At 65.5% G+C, this 21,932-nt stretch carries 19 protein-coding genes; 5 read left to right on the top strand and 14 right to left on the bottom strand.

What is annotated here, in order from left to right; all coding sequences use genetic code 11:
- Positions 1-16: 16 nt before the first annotated feature.
- A complete protein-coding gene (locus AC097O_RS16350; protein WP_479593975.1) occupies positions 17-1,447 on the bottom strand; it encodes a methyl-accepting chemotaxis protein in 1,431 nt (476 codons plus the stop codon).
- A gap of 164 nt (positions 1,448-1,611) precedes the next feature.
- Here AC097O_RS16350 and AC097O_RS16345 point away from each other — a divergent pair, with 164 nt between their 5' ends.
- Positions 1,612-2,037, top strand: a complete 426-nt coding sequence (locus AC097O_RS16345) for an RbsD/FucU family protein (RefSeq protein WP_479593974.1) — start codon at positions 1,612-1,614, stop codon at positions 2,035-2,037.
- Positions 2,038-2,147: 110 nt separating this feature from the next.
- Here the strand turns inward: AC097O_RS16345 and fusA are convergent, their stop codons facing one another.
- From fusA to AC097O_RS16330, 3 genes are all read right to left on the bottom strand, one after another.
- Positions 2,148-4,154 carry an elongation factor G gene (gene fusA / locus AC097O_RS16340; RefSeq protein WP_479593973.1) on the bottom strand — a complete coding sequence of 669 codons (2,007 nt, stop codon included), beginning with the start codon at positions 4,152-4,154 and terminating at the stop codon, positions 2,148-2,150.
- Between the two features lie 383 nt (positions 4,155-4,537).
- Positions 4,538-5,212: a response regulator transcription factor gene (locus tag AC097O_RS16335; RefSeq protein WP_479593972.1), complete on the bottom strand. Its 675-nt coding sequence runs from the start codon at positions 5,210-5,212 to the stop codon at positions 4,538-4,540.
- A 25-nt stretch (positions 5,213-5,237) separates the two neighbouring features.
- Positions 5,238-5,711 carry a MarR family winged helix-turn-helix transcriptional regulator gene (locus AC097O_RS16330; protein WP_479593971.1) on the bottom strand — a complete coding sequence of 158 codons (474 nt, stop codon included), beginning with the start codon at positions 5,709-5,711 and terminating at the stop codon, positions 5,238-5,240.
- A 133-nt stretch (positions 5,712-5,844) separates the two neighbouring features.
- Between AC097O_RS16330 and recA the strand changes: the two genes are divergently transcribed.
- A complete protein-coding gene (gene recA / locus AC097O_RS16325) occupies positions 5,845-6,939 on the top strand; it encodes a recombinase RecA (protein WP_479593970.1) in 1,095 nt (364 codons plus the stop codon).
- 53 nt (positions 6,940-6,992) lie between these two features.
- The gene (gene recX / locus AC097O_RS16320; RefSeq protein ID WP_479593969.1) at positions 6,993-7,469 is read left to right on the top strand and encodes a recombination regulator RecX; all 477 of its coding nucleotides are present in this window, start codon (positions 6,993-6,995) and stop codon (positions 7,467-7,469) included.
- A 142-nt stretch (positions 7,470-7,611) separates the two neighbouring features.
- Here recX and AC097O_RS16315 read toward each other — a convergent pair whose 3' ends face one another.
- The 5 genes from AC097O_RS16315 to AC097O_RS16295 form a co-directional block, all read right to left on the bottom strand.
- A complete protein-coding gene (locus AC097O_RS16315; RefSeq protein ID WP_479593968.1) occupies positions 7,612-8,865 on the bottom strand; it encodes a sugar ABC transporter permease in 1,254 nt (417 codons plus the stop codon).
- A 9-nt stretch (positions 8,866-8,874) separates the two neighbouring features.
- Positions 8,875-9,687 (bottom strand): ATP-binding cassette domain-containing protein, encoded by an 813-nt coding sequence (locus AC097O_RS16310; RefSeq protein ID WP_479593967.1) that lies wholly within the window; start codon positions 9,685-9,687, stop codon positions 8,875-8,877.
- Between the two features lie 6 nt (positions 9,688-9,693).
- Positions 9,694-10,767 carry an ABC transporter substrate-binding protein gene (locus tag AC097O_RS16305; RefSeq protein ID WP_479593966.1) on the bottom strand — a complete coding sequence of 358 codons (1,074 nt, stop codon included), beginning with the start codon at positions 10,765-10,767 and terminating at the stop codon, positions 9,694-9,696.
- 109 nt (positions 10,768-10,876) lie between these two features.
- Positions 10,877-12,448, bottom strand: a complete 1,572-nt coding sequence (locus tag AC097O_RS16300; protein ID WP_479593965.1) for an FGGY-family carbohydrate kinase — start codon at positions 12,446-12,448, stop codon at positions 10,877-10,879.
- Positions 12,449-12,450: 2 nt separating this feature from the next.
- Positions 12,451-13,557 (bottom strand): alcohol dehydrogenase catalytic domain-containing protein, encoded by a 1,107-nt coding sequence (locus AC097O_RS16295; protein ID WP_479593964.1) that lies wholly within the window; start codon positions 13,555-13,557, stop codon positions 12,451-12,453.
- Positions 13,558-13,741: 184 nt separating this feature from the next.
- Here AC097O_RS16295 and AC097O_RS16290 point away from each other — a divergent pair, with 184 nt between their 5' ends.
- Complete coding sequence (locus AC097O_RS16290) at positions 13,742-14,758, top strand: LacI family DNA-binding transcriptional regulator (RefSeq protein ID WP_479593963.1); 1,017 nt, start codon at positions 13,742-13,744, stop codon at positions 14,756-14,758.
- Here the strand turns inward: AC097O_RS16290 and AC097O_RS16285 are convergent.
- Genes AC097O_RS16285 through AC097O_RS16275 form a run of 3 tightly spaced genes read right to left on the bottom strand, consistent with a single transcriptional unit; the run spans position 14,755 to position 18,448 of the window.
- On the bottom strand, positions 14,755-15,906 hold the full coding sequence (locus AC097O_RS16285) for a phospholipase A (RefSeq protein WP_479593962.1): 1,152 nt from the start codon (positions 15,904-15,906) through the stop codon (positions 14,755-14,757). The two genes, AC097O_RS16290 and AC097O_RS16285, sit on opposite strands and share 4 nt — an antisense overlap.
- The gene (locus tag AC097O_RS16280; protein WP_479593961.1) at positions 15,903-16,304 is read right to left on the bottom strand and encodes a hypothetical protein; all 402 of its coding nucleotides are present in this window, start codon (positions 16,302-16,304) and stop codon (positions 15,903-15,905) included. Before AC097O_RS16280 ends, AC097O_RS16285 begins: the two co-directional genes overlap by 4 nt.
- A gap of 44 nt (positions 16,305-16,348) precedes the next feature.
- Positions 16,349-18,448 carry an ATP-dependent helicase gene (locus AC097O_RS16275; RefSeq protein ID WP_479593960.1) on the bottom strand — a complete coding sequence of 700 codons (2,100 nt, stop codon included), beginning with the start codon at positions 18,446-18,448 and terminating at the stop codon, positions 16,349-16,351.
- A gap of 111 nt (positions 18,449-18,559) precedes the next feature.
- Here AC097O_RS16275 and AC097O_RS16270 point away from each other — a divergent pair, with 111 nt between their 5' ends.
- A complete protein-coding gene (locus AC097O_RS16270) occupies positions 18,560-18,943 on the top strand; it encodes a helix-turn-helix domain-containing protein (protein WP_479593959.1) in 384 nt (127 codons plus the stop codon).
- A 73-nt stretch (positions 18,944-19,016) separates the two neighbouring features.
- Here AC097O_RS16270 and AC097O_RS16265 read toward each other — a convergent pair whose 3' ends face one another.
- Together AC097O_RS16265 and AC097O_RS16260 are read right to left on the bottom strand one after the other, a co-directional pair.
- Positions 19,017-19,517, bottom strand: a complete 501-nt coding sequence (locus tag AC097O_RS16265) for a hypothetical protein (protein WP_479593958.1) — start codon at positions 19,515-19,517, stop codon at positions 19,017-19,019.
- A gap of 113 nt (positions 19,518-19,630) precedes the next feature.
- Positions 19,631-21,859 carry an FUSC family protein gene (locus AC097O_RS16260; protein WP_479593957.1) on the bottom strand — a complete coding sequence of 743 codons (2,229 nt, stop codon included), beginning with the start codon at positions 21,857-21,859 and terminating at the stop codon, positions 19,631-19,633.
- Positions 21,860-21,932 lie beyond the last annotated feature (73 nt).

Below are 21,932 nucleotides of genomic sequence, written 5' to 3'. Positions count from 1 at the left end.
ATGCAAAGCCCACAGCTTACGCCGTTCGGAATACCTCCACCGCGTCCACCAGTTTCTGCGCCTGGTCGCGCAGGCTGGCGGCAGCTGCGGCAGATTGCTCCACCAGCGCGGCGTTTTGCTGGGTCATCTGGTCGAGCTGGCCGATGGCCTGGTTGACCTCGGAGATGCCGTCGGATTGCTCGCTGGAGGCGGCAGTGATCTCGCCGATGATGTCGCTGACCCGCTTCACCGAGTGGACGATTTCGGTCATGGTGCTGCCCGCGTGGTTCACCAGCCGCGAGCCGGAATCGACCTTTTCCACCGAGGCGCTGATCAGCGCCTTGATCTCCTTGGCCGCCTCGGCGCTGCGCCCGGCCAGACTGCGCACCTCGCTGGCCACCACCGCAAAGCCGCGGCCTTGCTCGCCCGCGCGGGCGGCCTCGACGGCGGCATTCAGCGCCAGGATGTTGGTCTGGAAGGCAATGCCGTCGATCACGCCGATGATGTCGGCAATCTTTTTCGAGCTGTGGTTGATGTCGTCCATGGTGGTCACCACCTCGCTCACCACCGCTCCGCCCCGGGCGGCCACGGCAGCGGCAGAGGCGGCCAACTGGTTGGCCTGGTGGGCGGCATCGGCCGACTGTTTCACCGTGCTGGTCAGCGTCTCCATGCTGCTGGCGGTGCGCTGCAGGTTGCTGGCGGTCTGTTCGGTGCGCACGCTCAGGTCCTGGTTGCCGGTGGCGATTTCGCTGCAGGCGCTTTCAATGCCCGAGGTGGCACTGCGCACCGTGGATACCGCCCCGTCCATCCGCGCCAGCGCGGCTTGCAGCGCCTGCGATACCGGGCTGCGCATGGCCATGTGGCCCACACCCAGCGCAATGCCGTCGGCCCGGTCCACGCTGCCCACCAGCGCCACCAGCTCTTCGCCCTGGCGGGCGGTGCGGCCCATGCCAATCGCCAGCACCACCTCCAGCGCGGTCTGGATCACCACGTAGGTGGCGTGCAGCAGGATGCGCAAAAAGTCAGGTGCAGTGGTGCAGTAAAAGCCCAGGCCCGCGGCCTGCAGCCGGTCAAACACCACGTGGTGCACCGCAAACAGCGCTGCCGCAAAGACGATGGGCCGCCAGTCCAGGTACACCAGCAGCAGTGCCAGCGTGACAAACACGCCAAAGTGCAGCTCGATCATGCCGTGCGCCAGCTGGATGTGCAGCGCCACCAGCGACACCTGCACAAAGGCCAGCACCAGCCGCGCGGCCATGCTGCCCTTGGCCATGGCATAGGCCAGCGCGGCCACCACCAGCAACAGCAGCGATGCGCCGATGGCCAGTGCGGCATCGACAAACTGGAACCCCAAAACGACTGCGGCGATGGCACTGAGTGCAATCGCCGCCAACATCACCCTGTCGCCCAGCAAGGCCTGGGACAGGGGCTGGGGACTCTGCTGGCTGTGGGAATGTGCATGCATCATGGGGGGCTCCTCTTTGTTGTTTTGGCTTGTAACGATACTCCCGCTGAATGTAGGTGAATGTAACTTTGTGCATCTAAAGATCGCTGGTTTACCCGCACTTCCACGGGGCTTTAAAGGGCATTGCAGGCTCTAACATCGCCTCTCTGTTCCCACCGGCCCTTCCCATGCTCAAAAATCTTTCCCCTTTGCTCAGCGCCGACCTGCTGCACGTGCTGGCCTCCATGGGCCATGGCGACGAAATCGCGCTGGTCGATGCCAACTTCCCCGCCACCACCAACGCCAAACGCCTGGTGAACCTGCCCGGCGTGGATGCCACCCGCGTGCTGGATGCCGTGCTGTCGGTGCTGCCGCTGGACGACTTTGTGCCCGATGCCGCCTGCACCATGCAGGTAGTGGGCGACGCCAGCGCCGTGCCACCGGCGGTGCAGGACTTTGCCGCCACCCTGGTGCGCCACGGCGAGAAGCCACCCACCTCGCTGGAGCGCTTCGCCTTCTACACCCGCGCCGCCCAGGCCTTTGCCGTGGTGGCAACTGGCGACACCCGGCTGTACGGCAACATCCTGCTGAAAAAAGGTGTGGTGCGTTCTTGAGGCTTTTGCTGCATTTCTTATAGCTGCTTGTGCCCATTCCATAAGCGGTAGGCACTGATTTAATGCATAAAAAAGGGCGAGCCCATGGACTCGCCCTTTCAGGTCGGCATTCAGCCTTGCCGCGGTGCCACCGCGTAGTGGTCCAGCTGCATGGTGTAGCTGGCGCGGCCTGCGGTGAGGGCGCGCAGGCTGCCGATGTAGCCGAACAGCGTTTGCAGCGGCACCATGGCCTGCACCACGGCGGCGTTGCCGCGCTGGTCCTGGTGGCGCACCTGGCCACGGCGGCGGTTCAGGTCGCCGATGACATCGCCCACGTGGTCCATGGGCGTGGTCACTTCCACCGCCATCACCGGCTCCAGCAGCATCGGCCCCGCCTCGCGCTGGGCTTGCATGAACGCCTGCAGACCCGCAACCTCGAAGGCCAGCGTGGACGAGTCCTTCTCGTGGAAGCTGCCGTCTTCCAGCACCACCCGCACATCCGTCACCGGGTGGCCCGCCAGCACCCCCGCCAGGGCGGCACGGCGCACGCCTTGCTCCACGCTGGGGATGAATTCCTTCGGAATCGCCCCGCCGGTGATGGCGCTCTCAAACTGCAGGCCCGCGCCGCGTTCCAAAGGTTCCACGCGCAGCACCACCTCGGCGTACTGGCCGGGGCCGCCGCTCTGCTTTTTGTGCAGATAGCGCACGTGGGCCGCATGGGCAATGGTTTCGCGCAGGGCCACTTGCGGCGGCCCGGTGCGCACGGTTACGCCGAAGCGGCTGCGCAGCTTTTCCAGCGTCACTTCCAGCTGCAGCTCGCCCACGCCGGACAGCAAGGTCTGGCCGGTGTCGCTGTCCTGGCCCAGGCGCAGGCTGGGGTCTTCGTCCACCAGGGTGTGCAGGCCGCGCGAGAAGCTGTCCTGGTCGTCGCGCGAATGCGGCTCCACCGCCATGGCCAGCACCGGCTCGGGCGCGTGGATTTCCTCCAGCACCACGGGCTGGGCCGGGTCGCTCAGCGTGTGGCCGGTCTTGCTGTGCTTCAGGCCGGCCACGGCCACGATGTCGCCCGCCTGGGCCAGCGCGAGTTCTTCGCGGCGGTCGGCGTGCATCTGCACCACCCGCGACAGGCGCTCGCGCTGGCCGGTGTGGGTGTTCAGCACCGGCGTGCCCGCATGGGCTTCACCGCGGTAGACGCGCAGATAGCTCAGTGCGCCGTGCTCGTCGTGCACCACCTTGAAGACCAGCGCGGCAAAGCCGTCGCCCGGCGGTAGCGCCAGCGGGCGGTCTTCGGGGGCGGGCAGGTAGTCCACCACTGCGTCGAGCAGGGGCTCGATGCCTTTGTTCTTCAGCGCGGCCCCGGCCAGCACGGGCACGAAGGCGCCTGCCAGCGTGCCTTTGCGGATGCAGGCGCGCAGCACGTCCTCCGGCACGGTCTGGCCGTCCAGGTAGGCGGTGAGGGCCGCGTCGTCTTGCTCCACGGCCAGCTCCACCAGGTTGCGGCGGGCGGCTTCGGCGGCGGCTTGCAGCTCGACGGGCACGGCGGCGCGCGTCAGCGTGGGCTGGCCCCTGTCGTTGGGCGGCCAGTACAGGGCCTGCATGCTGAGCAGATCGATAACGCCCGCAAACCCGGCCTCCTGGCCGATAGGCAGTTGCAGCACCAGCGGTTTGACGGCCAGGCGCTCGGCGATCATGGCCACCACGCGGGCAAAGTCGGCCCCGGTGCGGTCCAGCTTGTTGACCAGCGCAATGCGCGGCACGCCGTAGCCGTCGGCCAGGCGCCAGTTGGTTTCGGTTTGCGGCTCGACCCCGGCCACGCCGTCAAACACCACCACCGCGCCGTCCAGCACGCGCAGCGAACGGCTCACCTCGATGTTGAAGTCGATGTGGCCGGGCGTGTCGATCAGGTTGATCTGGTGGCCGCGCCAGGCCACTGTTGTTGCGGCGCTGTTGATGGTGATGCCGCGTGCCCGCTCCTGCGGGTCGTAGTCCATGGTGGTGTTGCCGTCGTGCACTTCACCGGTGCGGTGGATCTCGCCGGTGGTGAACAAAATGCGTTCACTGACCGTGGTCTTGCCCGCGTCGACGTGGGCGATGATGCCGATGTTGCGAAGTTTTCGCGCCAATGTGTTCGTAGTCATACGATGTTCCTTAAAGACAAAAACCCTGGTGGCGTGCCGCCAACCAGGGTTCTCAGGGTCCGAGGCGGACCGCTAAAAAATTCCCGAAGCTAGGGGCTTTTGTCTTGCGCAGTAGACGCCGCACCAATGGACGAGCGCAAGCCCACCATCCACTGGTGGGGATGAATCGTGGCGATCAGCTTGTCGTAGGTACGCATAAGAACTTTCAGGTCGTCAAAAACAAAAAAACCCGGTCAAACATCTTTGCCGGGGTGGGGAGTTCGTTCCGGCAAGGCACAGCGCCTTCCGAAAAATCGGAAGGTGTCTAGAGGATCAATGCTTTGTTTATCGATGTCATGGTGCCGATTATAAAAACTAAACGAGTTGCTGTCCACTGGCCTGCGTTAAGGCGCAATTTTTTCCAGGCAATACCCCAGCCCGCGCACCGTGGCAATGCGGATCGGGCCTTTTTCGATTTTTTTGCGCAGGCGGTAGATGTAGACCTCGATGGCGTTGACGCTGACCTCTTCGCCCCATTCGCACAGGCGCTCGATCAGCTGCTCCTTACTCACCAGCCGCCCCACGCGTTGCAGCAGCACCTCCAGCAGGCCCAGCTCGCGAGCCGACAGCTCCAAGGTCTTGCCGTCGATGCTGGCCATGCGCCCGGCGTGGTCGTACAGCAGGGGGCCATGCTGGATGCTGCTGCTGGCCGCGCCCGCGCCGCGCCGCGCCAGGGCGCGCACCCGGGCTTCCAGCTCTTGCAGGGAGAACGGCTTGGCCATGTAGTCGTCGGCCCCAAAGTCCAGGCCTTTGACGCGCTCTTCCACGCTGTCGGCTGCCGTCAAAATAAGCACCGGCAGCGACGAGCCGCGGGCACGCAGGCGCTTCAAGACCTCCAGGCCGTGCATTTTGGGCAGGCCCAGGTCGAGGATCAGCAGGTCGAATTCGCGGTTGGTCAACAGTGCGGCATCGGCCTCGGTGCCGCTGGCCACGTGGTCTACCGCCGCCCCCGAGGCGCGCAGGCCGCGCAGCAGGCCGTCGGCTAAGACCTGGTCGTCTTCTGCAATCAAGATACGCATGCTTGTCTCCTGGTTTTTTGCGCAATTATGTCGCGTAGGCTTCCAGACCGAGTGCGACGACGGTGGCCACCTCCGGGCCGACGGCCTGGTGGAACTCGTCTTCGGCCTGGGCCACCGCGTCCTGGAAGGCCTTGAGCCAGGCCAACCCGGTGGCCGTAAACACCACCCGGCGGGCGCGTGCATCCAGCGGGTCGGGGGCACGGGCCACCATGCCCCAGGCGGCGCACTGGTCCACCAGGTCGCCCATGGCCTGCTTGCTCATGCCTGCCTGGGCCGCCAGCTCGGTGAGCCGCGCGCCCTGCAGCGGCAAATGCCGGGTGATATGGATGTGCGCCGCACCCACCTGCGCCCGCGCTGCCAGGTTGCCCAGGGCCAGCGGCACGTCCACGTTGCGGGCCATCAGTTCCAGCACGCGGGCATCGAAGCGGCGCAGCGCGGCGGCCATCAAGCGGCCCAGATGGGTTTCGCGCCAACCTTGTTCAGCAGTGATTTCTAACATTATCAAATGGTAAGCCAAACTGACTAAAAAATCTATTGCAGAACTATCGGGTCGCCGTAAACTACTGTTCAAGCATCCAGCCTGTAGTTAACCGCAGGCAACCCAGCCACCTATTTTTTGAAAGACCCGCAGCATGAACGCCGTCGCCAAAGCCCCTCCCGCCGCCCCCACCCCCGCCGCCCTGGCCGAAAAAGCCAAGGCCCTGCAAGCTGCGCTGGCGCAGATCGAAAAGCAGTTCGGCAAGGGCACCATCATGCGGCTGGGCGAGGGCGAAGTCATTGAGGACATCCAGGTGGTGTCTACCGGCTCGCTGGGCCTGGATATTGCGCTGGGCGTGGGCGGCCTGCCCCGTGGCCGCGTGATCGAGATCTACGGCCCCGAGTCCAGCGGCAAGACCACGCTGACCCTGCAGGTCATCGCTGAAATGCAAAAGCTGGGCGGCACCTGCGCCTTTGTGGATGCCGAGCACGCGCTCGACACCCAGTACGCCCAGAACCTGGGTGTGAACCTGCAAGAAATGCTGATCAGCCAGCCCGACACCGGCGAGCAAGCCCTGGAAATCGTCGATTCGCTGGTGCGCTCGGGCGCGGTCGATCTGATCGTGGTGGACTCGGTGGCGGCGCTCACGCCCAAGGCCGAGCTCGAAGGCGAAATGGGCGACAGCCTGCCCGGCCTGCAAGCCCGTTTGATGAGCCAGGCGCTGCGCAAGCTCACCGCCCACATCAAGAAGGCCAACTGCATGGTCATCTTCATCAACCAGATCCGCATGAAGATCGGCGTGATGTTCGGCTCGCCCGAAACCACCACCGGCGGCAACGCGCTGAAGTTCTACGCCTCGGTGCGCCTGGACATCCGCCGCACCGGCACCATCAAAAAGGGCGACGACTCCATCGGCAACGAGACCAAGGTCAAGGTGGTGAAGAACAAGGTGGCCCCCCCGTTCAAGACGGCCGAGTTCGACATTCTGTTTGGTGAGGGCATCAGTCGCCAGGGCGAGATCATCGACATGGGCGTAGAGGCCAAGGTCATCGAAAAGTCGGGTGCCTGGTACGCCTACCAGGGCGAAAAAATCGGCCAGGGCCGCGACAACGCGCGTGAGTTTCTGCGCGAGAACCCCGGCCTGTCTATCGAGATCGAAAACAAGGTGCGCGAGTCGCTGGGCATCCCGCTGGTGCCGGTGGCAACCGAGCCCGCCAAAGAAGGCAAGAAGGTCAAGGTAGAAGCCTAATCATGCCCCCGTGCTGATCCCATCAGCACGAGCAGCTATTAAAACTGTAGTAAATGGTTTTCGCACCGTCCAAGGGTCTGGTACCCATCAGCCTCAAGGGCCGGGCCCTGCGCCTGCTCAGTGGCCGCGAACACTCGCGCGCTGAGCTGGAGCGCAAGCTGACACCGTTCGAGGAAGTGCCCGGCACCTTGGCCCAGGCGCTGGACGAACTCCAGGCCAAGGGCTTCATCAACGAGCAGCGGGTGGTGGATTCGGTGCTGTACCGCCGGTCTGCCAAGCTGGGCACTGCGCGTATCCGGCAAGAGCTGCAAACCAAGGGCCTGGACCCTGGCATGGTGCTGGACGCGTTGGCCAGCCTGCAAGACACCGAGCTGGCCCGCGCCCGCGAGGTCTGGCGCAAGAAGTTCGGCAGCCCGCCGCTGGATGCCGCCGCCCGGGCCAAGCAGCAGCGCTTTCTGCTGGCCCGTGGCTTCTCGGGCGATGCCGTACGCAAGGTGGTGGCGGGCGGGGATGATGAAGATTGGCAGTAACTCCCCCTGCCTGCCCCAAGGCAAGCGCAAGCGTTGCCCCTTCGTGAACAGCGCAGGGCTGGCTTTGCCAGACTGCTGCTGTTGCCCCCTGCAAGGGGGTTGGCGAAAGATGCGCAGCACTGCAGCCTGGGGGTGTACCTAGTTAAGCCCGTCCGTGCGACACGCGGGATTGGCGGGCGAGTGAGTCCACGATCACCGCAATCGCCAGCACCGCACCGGTAATCATGTAGCGCAGCGACGACGACAAGTCCAGCAGCGTCAGCCCGCTGGAGATCGACTGGATCACGATGATGCCCAGCAGCGCCGAGTACGCACTGCCGCGCCCGCCAAACAGGCTGGTGCCGCCAATAACGGCAGCGGCAATCGCGTTCAGGTTCACATCGCCGGTACCGGCCTGCTGGCTGGCCGATGCCAGGCGGGCCGAGGCCATCACGCCACCCAGCGCGGCCAGCGAGGCGCACAGTACGAACACGCTGGCGTAGATGCTGCGCACCTTGATACCGGCGCGGCGGGCCGCCTCGCGGTTGCCGCCCACGGCGTGGACCATGCGGCCCCACTGGGTGCGGGTGAGTGCGTAGTCCAGCCCCACCACCAGGGCGATGAAGATGCCAAACATCCACGGAAGGCCCCGGTCCTGGTAGAAGTAAAGCGCAATCAGCTCCAGCACCACGGTGAGTACGGCAGTGCGCAGCACCAGGCGGCCCATGGATTCGGCGGACAGACCGGCAGCGCGGCGGCGGGCAGCGGTTTTCATACCCGCCACCAACATCACCAGCCCGGCCATCGCCACCACGCCGTAGGCCACCCAGGCGGGCATGAACAGCGACTGGCCCAGGTTCACCAGCGGCGAGTCGTAGGGCAGATTGATGGAGCCGGTGCCGCCCAGCACATACAGCTGGGCTCCCAGAATGGCCAGCAAACCGGCCAGCGTGGACACAAAGCTGGGCATGCCAAAGCGGTTGAACAGCTGCGCGTAGACCAGGCCGATCACCGCGCCCGTGGCCACCGCGGCGGCCACCGCCCAGCCCACCGGCCAGCCGTGGTTGACCCACAGCACGCCGACGATGGCCGAGGCAAAGCCGCTGACCGAGCCGACCGACAGGTCGATTTCACCGACCATCAGAATGCAGATGATCCCCAGCGAGATCACCCCGATGGTGGACGCGTCGAACAGCATGTTGATCAGGTTGGTGCTGGACAGAAAAATCGGGTTAATGCTCTGGAACACCGTCCAGATAACGGCCAGGCCGACGATCACGGGCAGCGAGCCCAGGTCGCCCGCCTTGACCTTGTCGATAAAGGTGCGGATAGCGCCGCCCACGCCGGTTTCGACCTGGTAACGTTCGTCGCTGCGGTCCAGCAGCGGTGGGGCTTTCGCCACGGTTTGGGTAGACATGGTGGTGCCTTATGCGGTGTGGGTTTGTAAAGATTCACGGCGCGTGGAGCGGCGCGAAACAGAGTTGTCGGCGGCCCCGGTGATTGCACCCACCAGTTCGTGGTTGGATGCATCGGGCAGGAACACGCCGTTGTTTTTGCCCAGGCGCAGCACCACGATGCGGTCGGCCACGGCGCGCACGTCTTCCATGTTGTGGCTGATCATCACCACGCCCAGGCCCTTGTCGCGCACCCGCTCAATCAGGTCCAGCACCTCGGCGGTCTGGGCCACACCCAGGGCGGCGGTGGGCTCGTCAAGCAAGATCAGCTTGGGCGAGAGCAACAGCGAGCGGGCGATGGCCACCGTCTGGCGCTGGCCGCCCGACAGCGATGCCACCGGAATGCGCACGCTGGGGATGCGGGCCGACAGCTCGTTGAGCAGCTGCCAGGCCTTGACCTCCATGTCCACCTCGTTCAGGTGGAAGGGGCTGAGCTCTTTGCCCAGAAAGATATTGGCCACCACGTCCAGGTTCTCGCACAGTGCGAGGTCCTGGAACACGGTGGCAATGCCCAGTGCCAGCGAGGCACCGGGGTCGGCCAGCGTGACCTGCTGGCCGCAAAAGGCCATGGTGCCGGAGGTCGGCTGGTGCACCCCGGACAAGATCTTGACCAGGGTGGACTTGCCGGCACCGTTGTCGCCCACCAAGGCAACCACCTCGCCCGCATGCACGTCAAGGTCGATATCGGTCAGCGCGGCCACGGCACCGAAGCGCTTGGTGATGCCACGCAGGCTCAGAACCAGCTCGCGTGCTGGCGTGGAATGTTGCATTGGTTGAGCGGTCATGGTGGCTTACTTGGTGATGCCAAGCTTCTTGCAGCCGTCGGCGTAGCGATCTACGCACAGCACGGCAGCGGTCTGGATCGGCTTGCCGCTGACCATCTTGTCGATGATTTCTGCCTTCAGGTTGCCAGCCACCACCACAGCGGGGGTGAACAGCTGCGAAGGGGTGTCGTACAGCATCATCTCAGCCTTGGGGGTTTCGCCCGCCAGCAGCTTCACCACGACTTGCGCAGCCGCAGCCGCCACGATTTCGCTGGGCTTGGAGATGGTGTTGTACTGGTCACCGGCAATGATGAGTTGCAGCGCAGCGATGGTCGCGTCGTTGCCCGACACCGGCGGCACGGGGTTCACGCCTGCGGCCTTGAAGGCGGCAATTGCGCCACCGCCGGTGCCGTCATTGGCGGCCACCACGCCCACGATCTGCTTGCCGAAGCGCGCAATCTGGCCGCTCACCCACTGCTGGGCCTTGGCGGGCACCCAGTCGGGTGTGTCGTATTCGGCCAAGATTTTGTAGCCGCTGTTGTCCAGCCCGGCGTGGATACCCTTCTTGATCAGGCCTGCTGCCGCATCGGTGGGCGAGCCGTTGACCTGCAGCACACCGCCTTCGCCCGGCTTCACGCCTGCGGCCTTGAGGCGCGCCACCAGCGAGTCGGCAATGGCTTTGCCGATGCCTTCGTTGTTGAACGACACGTAGTAGTCGGCCTTGGCTGCGGGAATGGGGCGGTCATAGGCCACCACCTTGATGCCCTTGGCCTGGGCCTGCTTGACCAGCGAGGCGGCAGCGGTGGAATCCACCGGGTCCAGCACGATGGCTTTTACGCCCTGCGAGATCATGGCGTTGAACTGTTGCTGCTGGCGCGATGCGTCGCCGTCGGCGTTTTGGTAGAGCACTTCGCAGGCGGCGCAGAGCTTCTTCATTTCGGCCTTGAAGCCGGGGCTGTCGTGCTCTTCGTAGCGGGTGGACGACTGGTCGGGCATCAGGAACGCGATCTTGGCGGGGGCGATGGTCTGGGCATACAGCGCGGTGCTGCCCAGGACGAGGGCGGTCAGGGATGCAAGGCGGGTCAGGGTACGAATCTTCATGTCTATCTCCGGTTTATGTAATTGGTCTTCTCAAAGGCGGGGCTGGGGTGTTCAGGGCATGGGCAGGTCATTCCTTCCATAGTTGGGTAGTCGCACAATCGATTGAGCTCTAGTGCACAGCAGAAGCGGAATCCACACTGATCTGGCGCAACTGGTGCATCACCGGTTTGAGCGTGGGGTACAGCGCCACATACAGCTTGAACAGTGCGGCATAGGTGCTGCGGGCCGGTTCCTGCGGCTGGGCGCGGGGGGTGAGCTGCACCCAGCCCTTGCGCACCGTGGCGGCATCAATCAGGCCCACACCATAGGCGGCCAGTTGCGCGGCCCCCAGCGAGGCTTCGACTTCTTCGGCGATGGTGAATACCGGGCGGCCGGTCACGTCGGCAATGATCTGCATCCACAGATCCGACTGGCTGGCGCCGCCGACGATGGTGATGGCATCGTCCAGCGGGTGGCCGTCCAGCGTACCGGTTTCGATGTTGTGGTGCAGCGCGTAGGCAATGCCTTCCAGCACCGCACGGTACAGGTGGGCGCGGCTGTGGTGCAGGCCCAGGCCGATGAAGGCACCGCTGGCCTTTGCATCCCACAGGGGGCTGCGCTCGCCCATCAGGTAGGGCAGAAACAGCAGCGCATCCGAGCCGCTGGGCAGGCCGCTGGCGGCGGCCTCCAGCAGCGCATGCGGGTCCACGCCCTGGGCGCGCCCTGCGGCAATCTCGGCCTGGCAGAAGTTCTCGCGGAACCAGCTCACGCTGGCCCCGGCGGTGATGGCGCCGCCAAACACGTACAGGTCTTCCATGCCGTTGAACACATGCGGCATGCTGATCAGGCCGTGGCGCGCGTCCACCTGCTGGCGGATGGTGCCCCAGGCCATGCTGGTGCCGATCATGCCGACGTGGTTGCCGGTCTGCGTCGCCCCAGCGGCCAGGGTGGCCACGGCGGCATCCACGCCCCCGGCCACCACCGGCAATCCCACCGGTAAACCAAGCTCTTCCGCCCAAGCGGGCAGCAGCGGGCCGACCACGTCGCTGGAGGCAATCAAGCGGTCCGGCATCATGCGGCGCGGAATGCCCAGCATGGCCAGGGCCTCCTCGGACCAGCAACGCTTTGCCAGGTCGTACACGCCGCCGATGTTGCCGGCAGAGCTGTGGTCCACCGCCACCTGCCCGGTGAGGGCGGCGTTGATGAAGCTGTTGGGCGGCAAGAACTGCGCGGTGTTGGCCCACACCGCCGGTTCGTTATCGCGCAGCCAAAGCATCTTGGTGTAGCCGTAGTAGCTGTCCACGCCATTGCCGGTGATGTCGAACAGGCGTTCCAGATCGACATTACTGCGCACCCAATCCACCTGCGCCTGGGCGCGGCGGTCCATCCAGATCAGGCAGGGGTAGAGGGCTTTGCCATCTGCATCCACCGGGATGCCCGAGCCGCCGTACAGGCTGCTGATGCATATGCTTTTGATAGCAGTCTGTGCCCTATCTACTTGGGCTAGCACCCCTTTTATGCATACAACCACTGCATCCATCCACACGCTGGGCCACTGCTGCGCCCACAGCGGCGCCGGGGTTTCGACCTGGTAGCCCTGGCTGTGCGTGGCGACGATGCGGCCATCGGCGCGCACCAGCGCGGCCTTGGTGCTTTGGGTGCCTACATCGACACCGATGACGAACTGCTCTGGGTGCGCCATGCTCACACCTTGCCGGGTTGCAGCAGCACTTTGATCGAGTCCAGCGAGTTGGCCAGCGCAAACGCGGCCTCCCAGTCGCTGAGCGCAAAGCTGTGGGTGACGATGCCGCGCGAGGTGAGCAGGCCGCGCGCCATCAGGTCGATGGCCACGGGGTAGCAGTACGGGCCCAGGTGGGCACCGCGCACATCCAGCTCCTTGCGGTCGCCGATGATGGACCAGTCGGCGCTGGTCTCTTTGCCAAACACGCTGAACTCCACAAACCGGCCCAGCTTGCGGATCACATCCAGCCCCTGGGTCACGCCTGCGGGCGCGCCGGTGGTTTCGATGTACACGTCGCAGCCGTAGCCTTCGGTGAGGCTGTGGATGATTTCCTTGGCGTTCTGGGTGGCGGGGTTGATCACCACGTCGGCCCCAAAGGCCAGCGCCAGCGCCAGCCGCTCGGGCACCAGGTCGATCACCACCAGCTTCTTGGGGGTTTTGAGCTTGGCCACCTGCACCATGCCCAGGCCCAGCGGCCCGGCACCGGCAATCACCACCACGTCGTCGAGCTGGATGTCGCCGCGGTTCACGGTGTGGATGGCGCAGGCCATGGGCTCGATCATGGCCGCGTCATTCAGCGAAATGCCGTCGGGAATCTTGTGCACCCGCGCCGTGGCGGGCAGGCGCATGAAGTCGGCCATGCCGCCGTCGGCCACGATGCGCTGAAAGCCAAAGATGTTGTGCACTTCGCACATGTGGTACTTGCCCGAGGTGCAGTAGCGGCACTTGCCGCAGGGCACGATCTGCTCGGCAATCACGCGGTCGCCGATGGACACGCCAAAGTGGGCTTCGGCGCCCGGCCCGGCTTCCACCACATAGCCAAAGAATTCATGCCCGGCCACCACCGGCGGCTTGACCCACGAGGGCTGGCCGTTGCCGCCCCAGAACATGGCCGCGCCCGAATGGCATTTGCAGTCGCTGGCGCAGATGCCGCAGGCTGCAATCTGGATCACCAGTTCGTGCGGGCCTGCGGTGGGGGTGGGGATGGACTCCAGCCGGTAGTCCTTGGGGCCGTGGCAGACCACGGCTTGCATGGCGGCGGGGGGGGTGGATGGGGAAGCGCTTGTCATGGAGGAGCCTCTGGGTAGATAGAGTTGCACAATCGATGGTGCAATCTTAGGCACTGTCAAAATTTGTGCACCCGGCATTTACCCTAAGAGCGGATAAATAGTTTCTGGCCGGGTTGAGGAGTGGTTGAGCGAAACAGGCGGTTATGCTTGAACCCGAACCAACCCTGCGTCTCTGCACCGCCCCATGGCCACCCGCAAATCCACCATCTACGACCTGGCCAAGCTGGCCGATGTGTCGGCCTCCACCGTCAGCGCCATCCTCAATGGCACCTGGAAAGAGCGCCGCATCGCCGCCAAAACCGTAGAGAAAGTGCAGCAACTGGCGGCCGAGCAGCAGTACACCCTGAACCGCCAGGCCAGCGGCCTGCGCACCAGCAAATCCGGCCTGATCGGCATGCTGATTCCGCTGCATGACAACCGCTTTTTCAGCAGCATGGCGCAAACGTTTGAGACGCTGGCGCGCGCCCGCGGCCTGTACCCCATCGTGGTCAGCACCCTGCGCGACCCGGCGCTGGAGGTGCAGACGGTGAGCGCGCTGATCTCCTACCGCATCGAGTCGCTGCTGGTGGTGGGTGCCACCGACCCCGACGGCGTGAGCCGCCTGTGCGCCAGCCATGATGTGGCGCATGTCAACGTGGACTTGCCCGGCACCCTGGCCAGCTCGGTCATCAGCGACAACTACTGGGGTGCGCAGCAGCTCACCGCGTGCCTGGTGGCCCATTCGCAGCCGCAGCGCGCGGCGCGGCGCAACAAGCTGTATTTTTTAGGCGGTGTGGCCAGCGACTACGCCACGCGCCGTCGCATCGACGGCTTCACCGACACCCTGGCGGCCCAGTTTGGCCCCACCGACCCCGCGCAAATCGTGGCCTGCGGCTACGAGGCGCACCTGGCCGAAGCGGCCGCCCGCGCCCTGTACCAGCGCCTGGGCGGCCTGCCGCGGGCGCTGTTCGTCAACTCGACCATCGCGCTGGAGGGGGTGACGCGCTTCCTGAAAACCCTGCCCGATGCCGAGCTGGCGCGCAGCACCTTTGGCTGCTTCGACTGGGACCCGTTTGCCGCCTACCTGAGCTTTCCGCTGTGGATGGTGCGCCAGGACATCGAGGGCCTGCTGGGCGGGGCCTTCGAGATTCTGGACGCAGGCAGCTACGCCGAGGGCAAGGTGGTCGAGATTAAGCCCGCGCTGCTGAGTACCTCAACCTAAAAGTCCACCAGGCTCAGGCCCACGCTGAGCACCGTGCGGCGCACGTTGTAGTCGACCAGGCTGTCGCCGTAGCCGCTGAACAGCTGGGTGTGCAGGCGCAAGGCGTTCTTGTGGTCGCCCTCGCTGCCCAGGGCTTTCAGCCACTCCAGCCGCACCGAGCCGCGCCCTTCTTTGCGCAGGGCGTGGCGCACGGTCAGGCCCAGGGTGTTGTCTTTGTTGAGGTTCCAGCCTGCGGTCAGCTCGCCCCGGCCGATGTAGTCGCTGATGCCGGGGTTGTCGTCGCTGCCGTTGCTCTCGTGCAGGCGCTGCCACACGCGGGCCTGCACCCGCCACTGGTCGGATTTTTCAAACCCGGCCATTAGGTAGACGCGGTTCCAGCTGCGCGACAGCGGCAGGCTCTGGCCATTGGACTGGTGCACCAGGCCCACGCCGGTGTAGCGCAGCTTCCAGTCCAGCGGCAGGGCCAAGGTGCTGGGGTAGACGTAGATGACCTCGGGCTCGTGGTCGGTGCTGCGGAAAGGGCGCGACAGGTCGGGGCTGAACAGCTGCCAGTACGACTGCTGGGTGTAGCCAAACCACAGCGAATCCTTCAGGCCGCTGCCCTGGGTCAGCAGGCCCTGGGCGATCTTGGTCCGCACCGACACCTGGATGCGGTTTTCGGTGCGGTTGTAGTCGGTGGATGTGGTGGCGGTGTGGTCGGCTGCGGGGCTGCTGGGCTGGCCGTTGACCTTGTTGCGCGTGGTGACCGACAGGCTGATGGGGTGAAAGCCGCGGATGCCAAAGGTGCCGCAGTCGCTGCCTTCTTCCAGCTCCCAGAAGCGCGAGGTTTCCGAATAGCGCGTGTCTTTGCAGCCCTGGTCGGCGGCGATGGCCAGCGCCACGGCCACCGGCTGGGGTGGCACCACCGGCAGGGCGGCGGCCGCCGTGGCCAGTGCAGCCGGGGCCGGGGCGGCGGGGGCCGTCTCCTGCTTCGCCAGCTCGTCAAAACAGGCCAGGCGGGCGACCTTGTCGGTGGTCAGGCGGCTGCAGGCCAGCCAGGGGGCCGACGCGGTGGCCTTGGCGATGGCCGTGGCGGTATCGGTGGCCGTGACCAGTTGCGCCTGCGCGCTACCGCACAGGGCTGCGACCAAGAAGGCGATGGGCTTCATTCCCAGCCCCCTTGCTTGCGCAGCACGAAGGGGCGGGTTTGGTCGGTGAGTGCGTTGGTCCATAGTCCCTTGATTTCTTTGCCACATGAGGTCGCTACGACCTGGCCGCTCCAGGTGGCGCTGATGCGCACACCGTCGTCGGATTCTTCCAACTGAAAATCGCCGTGCTGTACGTCGCCCGCCAGCAGGGCCGGTTTGGTCTTGGCCCCATCGCGCTGGATGCTGCCCACCACGGTGTCGTCTTGCTCGGGGTCTTTTTGAAAGCGCACGCTGGCACCGCCCGGTTCGCCGTCGATCTCGGCGCGCCACAGGCCGTACAGGTGCACGGCGCCCAGGGCTTCGGGTGCCAGGCAGGTAGCCGGTGCATTCTTGGAGGCATTTTGGGCACTAGCGCCCATACAAAGGGCGCAAGCAGCTATTAAAAACAGAGCAAATCTATATTTCATGGATTCTGCGCGGCCAGAGCGGCGGCGGCATTGGCTTGTGACTTCTGGGCGAACTCGGCGCGCAGCGCACGCAGCTTTTCGCGCGGGTCTTCTTTGATGGTGGCCTGGTCCAGCCCCATCTCCTTGATGAAGCGGCTGGGCTGGGCGGCCACGGTTTCGCGGCCCTTTTTCTTCTTTTTGGTCCAGCTCACGGCCAGGCTGCGCTGGGCGCGGGTAATGCCCACGTACATCAGGCGGCGCTCTTCCTGCAGGCGCTGGGTGATGTCATCGGCCACCACCTGTTGGCGGCCCTCGTCGTCGTCCAGCTTGAAGGGCAGCATGCCTTCGGTCACACCCGCCAGCATCACGTGCGGCCACTCCAGCCCCTTGGAGGCGTGCAGGGTGGAGAGCGTCACCACGTCCGCATCCTTTTCGCGCTGGTTGATGGTGGACAGCAGGGCGATGGTCTGGGCCACTTCGAGCAGGCTTTTGGTCTCGCGCATGGTGGTGGTGCCCGAATCTTCGTCCGTCTGGCCACCGGCACGGGCGGCCATCCAGTCGCAAAACTCCAGCACATTGGTCCAGCGGGCGGCGGCGACTTTCTCGCTGTCTTCCCCGTCGTACAAATGCTTTTCGTAATCGATGTCTTTCAGCCACTGCAGCATGAAGGCCAGCGAATCTTCTGCGCCGATGGTGCGGCGGGCCTGGTATTCCAGATCCGTCACGTAGCGGCCAAACTCGTGCAGGCCGTCCAGCGCCTTGGCGGGCAGCAGCGCGCCGAGGGACGAGGTGAACAGCGACTCGAACAGGCTCAGTTTGTACTGCGTGGCAAATTCGCCCAGCTTGCCCAGCGTCTGGTGGCCAATGCCGCGCTTGGGCGTGGTGATGCAGCGCAAGAACGCCGGGTCGTCGTCGCTGTTGATCCACAGGCGGAACCAGGCGCACAGGTCCTTGATTTCGGCCCGGTCAAAAAAGCCGGTGCCGCCGGATACCTTGTACGGAATCGCCGCCTTGCGCAGCGCCTTCTCGAAGGGCTTGGCCTGGTGGTTGGCGCGGTACAGGATGGCGAAGTGGCGAAACTCCTGGTACTGCGGCCCCTGCACCACCGCCGCCGTGCCCGCGCGCAGGCTCTGGATGCGGGCCACGGCGCGCTCGGCCTCGTGCTCTTCGTTGTCGGCATCCACCACCCGCACCGGCTCGCCTTCGCCCAGCTCGCTGAACAGGGTTTTGGGGTAGAGCTTGGGGTTGGGGCCGATCACATTGTTGGCGGCGCGCAGGATGGCGCTGGTGGAACGGTAGTTTTGCTCCAGCGTGATGACTTTCAGCTGCGGAAAGTCGATCGGCAGCTTCTTCAAATTGTCCAGCGTGGCCCCGCGCCAGCCGTAGATGGACTGGTCGTCGTCGCCCACGGCGGTGAAGTGCGCCCGCTCGCCCACCAGGTACTTGAGCACCTCGTACTGGGTGGCATTGGTGTCCTGGTATTCGTCGACCAGCACGTGGTTGAGCACGCGCTGCCACTTGCTGCGCACCTCTTCAAAGTCGCGCAGCAGGCGCAGCGGCAGGCTGATCAGGTCGTCAAAGTCCACGCTCTGGTAGGCGGTGAGGCGCTCTTCGTACAGCGCCATTACGCGGGCGGTAATGGCTTCGCTGTCGTCTGCGGCCTGGGCGGCGGCCTGCTCGGCATTCAGCCCCATGTTCTTCCACTTGCTGATGGTCCACTGCCAGGTGCGGGCCGTGGCCACATCCACGCTGCCGCCTGCGTCTTTCAAGATGCCGGTCACATCGTCGGCATCCAGAATGCTGAACTGGGGTTTGAGCCCCAGCAGCTTGCCGTCTTCGCGCACCATGCGCACGCCCAGGGCGTGGAAGGTGCTGACCACCACGTCCTTGGCATCGCGCCCGATCAGCGCCTTGGCCCGGTCGCGCATTTCCATCGCCGCCTTGTTGGTAAAGGTGATGGCCGCAATACTCTTGGGCGGCATGCCGGATTCGATCAGCCGCCCGATCTTGTGCGTGATCACCCGCGTCTTGCCCGACCCCGCCCCCGCCAGCACCAGGCAGGGGCCGTGCAGGTAGTTCACAGCTTCTTGCTGGGCGGGGTTCATTCCGGCGGACATGGTGTGGGGGGATGCTTTAGACAAAGCGTTGGATCATACAGAGACAGGACGCGAAGGCTTTTGCCACATACGCCTTAGGCGTATATTTGAGATGGAAGGAGTTGCTGGACCATGATGACTGAAGCACAGCTAAAAGCCCGCGATGCCGGGCGTGATATCGGCGCGGAGCTGCTGCAGGCGGTGCAGGAAATGCAGGCAGGCAAGGCGGCCCGCACCACTACCTTTGAGCCGCTACCGGATGGCAGCGTGCGCCGCACGGTGACCTCAGATGGCGTGGTGCAGAAGCAAGAGGTGTTGGTAGGGCCACAATGGCAACTGCTGGCCGCACGCGCGCAATCGGGGCTGTCGCAGGCGGCGTTTGCCAAGGCCACCGGCGTGTCGGTACGCACGCTGCAAGAGTGGGAGCAGGGGCGCAAAGTGCCGAGTGGTGCCGCGCGCAGCCTGCTGACGCTGGTCAGTCGCCACCCGGAGTTGCTGGGGGAGTTGGTGGCTTGAGGCCGGAAATTAGGTGCGAAAAGTGCCGCCTGTGCTTATCCAATAAGCGCAAGCAGCTATCAATTTAGTATTTTTACTTGGGCTTTGCAAACCCGCCATCTGCCCACGCCACCGCCGTACTGCGGTTGAGCTTGAAGCCTGCTGCCACCTTGACTTCCGCCAGGGTCTCGCCGCCGTCGTCTTGCGCGCTCAGCATGGCGTAGGGGTTGTCTTCGTCGGGCACGATGTCCAGGTTGACGGTGACGCGGCCTGCCTCTGCCGTCACGGTGATGCTTTGGTGCAGGGTGGCGTGCAGTTGCTGTTCGTGGCGGCGCACGAACTCGTTGGCGGTTTTGACCAGGGTGCTAAAGGCGTTGCCGTCCAGCGGCTTGGGGTTTTTCTTGTCGCGGCCCATGGTCCAGGGGCCCACCAGCGCGGGCTCGGGCTCGCCGTCTTTCACCATCGCCACCGCCCAGCCGTCGTCGTCTTCGTTCTTGATGACCCGGGCCGTCCAGCCGTCGCCGGTCCATAGGCGGGGTTCCTGGATTTTGGGGCTGTCTTCGGGGATGTCGGTGGTATCGGTCGCGGTGGTCAATGCTGGCAGTCGGTGGAGAAATGGAGGGCCGATTTTAAAGGGGTGAATTTTCGGCACAAAATCGGCACCCCGTGCTTACGGAATGGGCGCAAGCAGCTAGTAATTCAATAGCGTCAAGCTGCAGCCTTGCGCTGCTGGGCCAGGCGGGCGGCTTGCTGCAGCTCGCGCGCCATCGACGTGGCCAGGGTCAGCCGCCGCAGTAGCCAGGGGGTGAGGTCGTCCACCGCCGTGGGGTCAGGCCGGGGCTGGAAGGGCTGGGCAGCGATGGATGGCACCTCGACTTCCTGCCAGGTGGGGGCTGCCACTTCTGTGGGGGGCGCGGCGGCCAGCTCCAGGCCGATCTGCTGCGCCGCCGCTTGCAGCGCCGGGGTGGCCACGGCCATGTCGAGCTGGCTGCGGCGCAACAGCAGCAGCGACTTGATGGCTGTGAGCTGCGCCAGCAACTGGTAGCTGCGCGCCTGCACCGCCTCCAGCGGGGCCAGCGGCGGGCGCACCTCGTCGGGTTCGGCCAGGCTGCGCTGGGTGGCCAGGGTCAGGGCCGACAGGCTGTCGTAGGCCTCGCGCCGGGCCAGCCGCCAGGGCAGGTCGGATGCCTGCGCGGGTTCGCCCAGCTCCAGCGCCAGCTTGGCGTGCTGCAGCTGCGCCTGCAGGCTGCGCCGCACCAGGCCGGGCAACTGGCTGCGCTCCCAGGCGGGCAGCACGTAGCTGAACAGCCAGGCCAGGGCCGCGCCCAGCAGCGTGTCGCCCAGCCGCTCAAAAATCGCAAACGTAGGGGCCACGCCCACCAGCAGCAGGTGCGCCTGCAGCAGCCCGGCCAGCGTGGCAAAAATGCAGGTAAAGAGGTAGCGGCGCAGCGCAAACGCGTGGGCCAGCCCCATGCTCAGCGCAATCACCAAAAACAGCGTGCGCGCCCCGGGGTGGGTGGCCAGCAGCGCCATCACCAGCACACAGCCCAGCAGCGTGCCCGCCACCCGCGCGTCGCGCCGTTGCAGCGTCTGCGCCAGGTTGCCGCGCATCACCACCACGATGGTGGTCAAGATCCAGTAGTTGTGCGACACCCAGGGCAGGTGCAGCGACACGGCGTAGCCCGTCGCCACCGCCAGCGTGGCCCGCAGCGCATAACGCAGGGTGGGCGCGCGCCAGCCCAGTTGGCCTAGCAGCGGTGCCCAGGCCCAGCGCGTGGGGCTCACAAACAGCTGCCACTGCGTGCGCACCGCCGCCAGCTCCGGGCTGGCATCGCCCCGCGCCAGCGCGGCCAGGTGCACGGCCTCGTCATTGATATGGCCAATGCGGTCGGCCATGTTGTGCAGCAACGCGCTGGGGTCCGGTGTGCCCACGGCCAGTGGCTCGGGCACGGGCTGGGCCTCGTGCCGCAAGGGCAGCACCCCGGCCAGGGCAGCGCGCAGGTTGGCAATCGGCGCAATCGACTGCATGCCGCGCCCCAGCAGCAGCGACAGGCTCAGCACCTCCAGCTGCTGGGCGGTGGTGTTGAGCACGTGCTGCAGCGCGGGCAGGGTGGCGCTGCTGCCGGGGTGCTGCAACAGCGTGTCCAGGTCCAGGTCGCAGGCCAGTTGGTGGTCGCGCGCCTCCAGCAGGCCCAGCAGCATGGCCGCCAGCCGGGTGCGCGCCGGGGTGGTGGGCGACTCCAGCACCACGTCGCGGGTGCTTTGCAGATAGTCGGCAAAGGTGGCCTGCTGCTCCAGCATCTTGGCCAACAGCGCTTGCGGGTCGGCATGCGGTGCAAAACGCTGCGCCTGGGTGCGCAAGATCTGCGCAAAGCTGTGCAGGCACTCGGCCAGCAACTGGGTGCGAAAGCGGTTGTTCAGCCAGTGGGTGGTCAGCACGCCCCACAGCAGGTACAGCCCCGCCCCTAGCGCAAACCAGCCGCCGTGCTCGGCAATCATCTCCAGCGAAGCAGGCGGCGGTGCCGCCATCGAGAACAGCATGGAAAACAGCAGCGCAAACGTGATCGGCCCGCCGCGCTTGCCCCAGGCCATTACCATCACCGCCAAAAACGTGCCCGCCACAATCACCACCCCCAGCAGCAAGGCATCGGCCCGCACCAGCTGGACCAGCATGAACAGCGGCAGGCCCAGCAGCGGCGCAGGCAGCATCTGCATGAACTTGCGCCGCCGCGGCGCAGGCACGTCCGGCATGCTGGTCACCATCACCCCCAGCGCCGCACTCGATGCCCCCGCCAGCCCGGCGGACTCGAACACCAGCAGCATGATGACCACCAGGCCCAGCGTGACGCTGAGGCCGTTAGTGACGTACTGGCTCAGGGCGACGCGCAGGAAGCGGTCGGTGTGGGCTAGGAGGCGGTCGGCGAGGGTGGGGCGCATGCGGGGCAATTTAGCAGACTAGAGCGGGTGAAAGACTTATACTTGCACCAGTTTTTGTACAAGTTAAAGGACT

This window comes from Rhodoferax sp. LS1P39 (genome assembly GCF_056521425.1).
This window is presented reverse-complemented; position numbering and strand designations above follow the sequence as displayed.